This window comes from Winogradskya consettensis (assembly GCF_018332715.1).
Taxonomy (GTDB): domain Bacteria; phylum Actinomycetota; class Actinomycetes; order Mycobacteriales; family Micromonosporaceae; genus Actinoplanes; species Actinoplanes consettensis.
Genome location: NZ_BOQP01000015.1, coordinates 1 through 3,909 on the forward strand (window position 1 = coordinate 1; position 3,909 = coordinate 3,909).

3 protein-coding genes and 3 tRNA genes are annotated in these 3,909 nt (G+C 69.2%); 5 read left to right on the forward strand and 1 reads right to left on the reverse strand.

Annotated features, from left to right (window positions below):
- The first annotated feature begins 77 nt into the window (after positions 1-77).
- Entirely contained in the window at positions 78-827 is a 750-nt protein-coding gene (locus tag Aco04nite_RS15745) for an FAD:protein FMN transferase (RefSeq protein ID WP_244876024.1), read from the forward strand.
- Positions 828-934: 107 nt separating this feature from the next.
- Here the strand turns inward: Aco04nite_RS15745 and Aco04nite_RS15750 are convergent, their stop codons facing one another.
- On the reverse strand, positions 935-2,122 hold the full coding sequence (locus tag Aco04nite_RS15750; protein ID WP_212997970.1) for a GNAT family N-acetyltransferase: 1,188 nt from the start codon (positions 2,120-2,122) through the stop codon (positions 935-937).
- Between the two features lie 260 nt (positions 2,123-2,382).
- Here Aco04nite_RS15750 and Aco04nite_RS15755 point away from each other — a divergent pair.
- From Aco04nite_RS15755 to Aco04nite_RS15770, 4 genes are all read left to right on the forward strand, one after another.
- Positions 2,383-2,455 (forward strand) — tRNA-Gly (locus Aco04nite_RS15755).
- Between the two features lie 37 nt (positions 2,456-2,492).
- A tRNA-Cys gene (locus Aco04nite_RS15760) sits at positions 2,493-2,563 on the forward strand.
- A 15-nt stretch (positions 2,564-2,578) separates the two neighbouring features.
- Positions 2,579-2,653 (forward strand) — tRNA-Val (locus Aco04nite_RS15765).
- Positions 2,654-3,053: 400 nt separating this feature from the next.
- Positions 3,054-3,368 carry a type VII secretion target gene (locus tag Aco04nite_RS15770; protein ID WP_244876025.1) on the forward strand — a complete coding sequence of 105 codons (315 nt, stop codon included), beginning with the start codon at positions 3,054-3,056 and terminating at the stop codon, positions 3,366-3,368.
- The last annotated feature ends 541 nt before the right edge of the window (positions 3,369-3,909 follow it).

The window sequence follows — 3,909 nt, forward strand, 5'->3', positions numbered from 1 at the left end:
GGCTCAAGCCTCGGCATGGCGGCGGGCTCGGGTGAGGGCCGGGCCGGGTTCCGGCCGGGCGCGTAGAGTCGCGCGTCATGCACCACGCCGAGCATGTGATGGGCACGGTTGTCAGCATCGACCTGGCCGACGATCTGCCCGAAGCCACCCTGCGCGGGCTGGTCGGCGACGTGTGCGCCTGGCTGCACGAGGTGGATGAGCGGTTCAGCACGTACCGCGAGGGCAGCGAGGTCTGCCGCTTCCGCCGCCGCGAGCTGACGCTGGAGGAGTGCTCCCCCGACATGCGTCTGGTCCTGGACGCCTGCGCGGACCTGTGGCGCTCGACGGACGGCTACTTCGATGCCTACGCCGCGGGCCCGCTCGATCCCTCTGGTTTTGTCAAAGGCTGGTCGGTCGAGGTCGCCTCGGCCCGCCTGGCCGCGGCGGGCTCCACCAACCACTGCATCAACGCCGGCGGCGACATCCGCGCCCGCGGCCTCTCCTCGTCGGGCAAGCCCTGGAGGGTCGGCATCCGCCACCCCTGGGAAGCGGACAAACTCAGCTGGGTCCTCTCCCTCGCCGACGCCGCGGTAGCCACGTCAGGCACCTACGAGCGAGGCGACCACGTCTTCAACCCCCGAACCGGCAAACCAGCCCGAGGCCTCCGCTCCGTCACCGTCGTCGGCCCCGACCTGTCCCTGGCCGACGCCTACGCCACCACCGCCCTCGCCATGGGCACCCCCGGCATCGAATGGCTGACCAAATTCATCCCCGACGGCTACGAATCCGCCGTCGTCACCGACGACGCCCGAGCCTTCACCACCCCCAACCTCCCCGCCGCCGTCTGACCCACCAAGCTCAGCCGCGCCACCGTTCGACCCACTTCATCTCCCCCGCCGCGGCCCTACTGCCGCCCGGCTCATGGCCCATACGGCCCGCAACGGCCCGCAGCGGCTCAGAAGTCGGCGAACAGGTAAGGCATCTGCTTCGGGAACAGCGCGCCCAGCGTCTCCACCGCGCCTGCGTCGACCTGGCCGAAGCCGCGCAGCACCACCTCCACCGGGTCCAGGACGCCGTAGGCAAGCGCTGAGATGCCCGCGCAGGTCAGCGTGGCCTGGGGCTCGTCCTTGGTCTCCTCGACCGTCAGGGTGCCCGCCTCGCCCGTGATGCGGTAGCGCCCGCCCAGCAGGTCGTCGTCGATCACCTCGACGGTGACGCCGAGGTCTGCCCGGGTGTGCAGGCCGTTCAGCGCTGTCATCGAGAGCAGCCGCACCATCGGGCCACCATGTTTCGGGTAGTCGGTGCGCCCCTCGGTCACCACCGCGAAGTCCGTGCCCCACAGGTCGGGGACCTCGTCGGCGCCGATCTTCATGGTCACGCGTGCGACCTGGTCGACGTGCCGGGCGAAATACTGCAGGAGCAGCGCGCGACCGAGCGGCCCGGTGGTCAGCAGATCCTCGGCGATCAGGTCCCCGCCGTACTCATCGATCCGGTAGATCACCGCCCCGACCACCTCGCCGCCGGAGCGGGCGATCGCCACCCAGCGCTTGGTCCGCTCGCGGAACTCGGCCGTGCGGGTCTCGTCGAACACCGCGAACCCGTGCCGCTCCTCCAGCAGGCGCAACGTCAGCGCGTCGAACTCGTCGAAGGCCGCAGCGAACGGCAACCGCTCCACCTCACCCGGCAGCTCGGCCCGGACCAGGTGCGCGAGGCCCTCGGGCGCGAACGTGGCCGTCCGGACCCGGGGCATCCCCACGTAGCCGAAATGCCCGTAGAACGAGGGGCGGAACGGGTAGAGAGCGCTCACAACACACCCCTGCTCCCGCGTCTGCTCCAACAACCGCGTGAGCAACTGCCGCACGAACCCCCGCCGCCGCGCGGACGGATGCGAGACGACGGAGGCAACGCCGGCCATGTCGTGCACCACGCCACGCACGTTCTGCCGCATCGCCAGGGCGGTGACAGCCGCCAGCACCTGCCCGTCCTCCTCCGCGACCAGCCCGGTGGCTGTGACATAGAAGGGCATGCGCCGCGCATAGGTCTCCTTGTCGGCCTCAGGCCACGGAGAACTCTCGAAGGCATAAGCCGCAAGATCGAACATTGCGCCGGGCCGCTCTTCAGCGGGTATCTGTCGGATCTGCATGGCCCCATCCAACCCCCAGCCGCCCCGGTCCCGCTCCCCAGATTTCCAGCCTGTGGATAACTCTCTTCAGGTACGCCCGGAGTCCAGCACACCGAGCTCACCGGAGCCCCGGCCGCGCTCCCCCGCGTACTGAAATCCAGTCAAAGGTGTCTTGACCTGGCCTTATCCGTGGTGACGACGCGCCGGGGGACCCCGGTTTGGCAAGTGTCGGCTGGACCAAGTAATGTTTCTTCCGTCGCCGGGGGAACCCGGAGGGACAAGCGGACGTAGCGCAGCTGGTAGCGCATCACCTTGCCAAGGTGAGGGTCGCGGGTTCGAATCCCGTCGTCCGCTCGGAGAGGCCACCACAGTTCGTTGCGGAGGCCAGCTCGGTGGAGTGGCCGAGAGGCGAGGCAACGGCCTGCAAAGCCGTCTACACGGGTTCAAATCCCGTCTCCACCTCGGCAACAAGAACGAGGGCGATTGGCGCAGCGGGAGCGCGCTTCCCTGACACGGAAGAGGTCACTGGTTCGATCCCAGTATCGCCCACCAGCAACACCGCAGGTCAACGGCTCGCTATCGGGAAACCGGTAACGAGCCGTTCGCGTTGTGCCCCTTACTGTGGGAGCAAACTGGGAGCAGGCCCCAAGTCCCCTCCGCAGCGATCTCGATCCGGATGAAAATACGGATGCCGCCGGGTACGCACCCCGGGGGCGGCAGGACGTCGACGAAAAAGCCGAGCGGGCGCAGGTCGTGGCCGACGTGGTGATGAGCGCTGCGCCAGGCGCGAACGATGACCACCGAACGGGCGCAGGCGATCGCCGTCGACGCGGTGGGCCCGACTCGGTGTCGGCCCGGGTGATCGGCGACCGGATGCAGCAGCTGCTGGAACGCCCCGACACCGAGTGGGATGAGCTCGGCCGTGGCCCCGGTGCAGGGTAGGTGAGCAGGCGTGAGTGAGTCCTTCGACGTGGACGTGGCGCAACTGCACCAGCGCGCGGCGAAGGTGCGAGCCGTACGTGACCAGCTCGCGGCGGTGAAACGGGCCAGCAGCGCCATCGCGCAAGATGACGCGGCGTACGGGCTGCTGTGTCAGTGGATCGCGGCGATCCTGGAACGCCGGCATCAGGGCCAGGACGAGCTGTACGGGTTCGTGGAGGACAACCTGAAGCGGGCCGCCGAGGCGATCGCCACCACTGCCGACGAGTACGACACCACCGACAGCACCGCCCATCAGCAGATCATGCGGGCCGGAGGGCTGGGCTGATGGTCTCGAACTCGTCGCCAGGACGCCGGGCGCGTGGTGCCGCGGCTTGCCGAGGCTGGCATGACCGCTCCGGTGATGCGCGAGCGCGACGGGGAGGTGGGCGGATGACGGGTTCGCTCCGCAGGAAAGCGCCACCGCCCTCGGCGTGCTCTCCGTCCCGCCGTGGACCCCGATGGTGCGCTCGCCGAAGCTCCCGGTCAGCGCGTCCCAGAACCGTGGCCGGCAGCCGCCGAGCAGCTCGCCGGTGCGGTGCGCGAGGGGCTCGCGATACTCCTCAGCGCCGGGGTCGGTCAGCAGTGCCGAAGTAGCCGAAGATCACCGCGCGCATGGACCACACACGGACACGCCGGAGACCCCCTTGGTGCGAGGGCCTCCGGCGAGGCGGTTCCGTGCGGTGGATCAGGATCCGCGAAGGATCAGGTTGCCGTTTGTCCGCGATGCCGCTTATTTCGCTGGCGCGTTTTGCGGCGCCGCATTCCCCGCGGCTTTATCCGGCTGGCGTTTCGTTCAAACCCAAGCCACGCAGGACGTCATCGCGGTT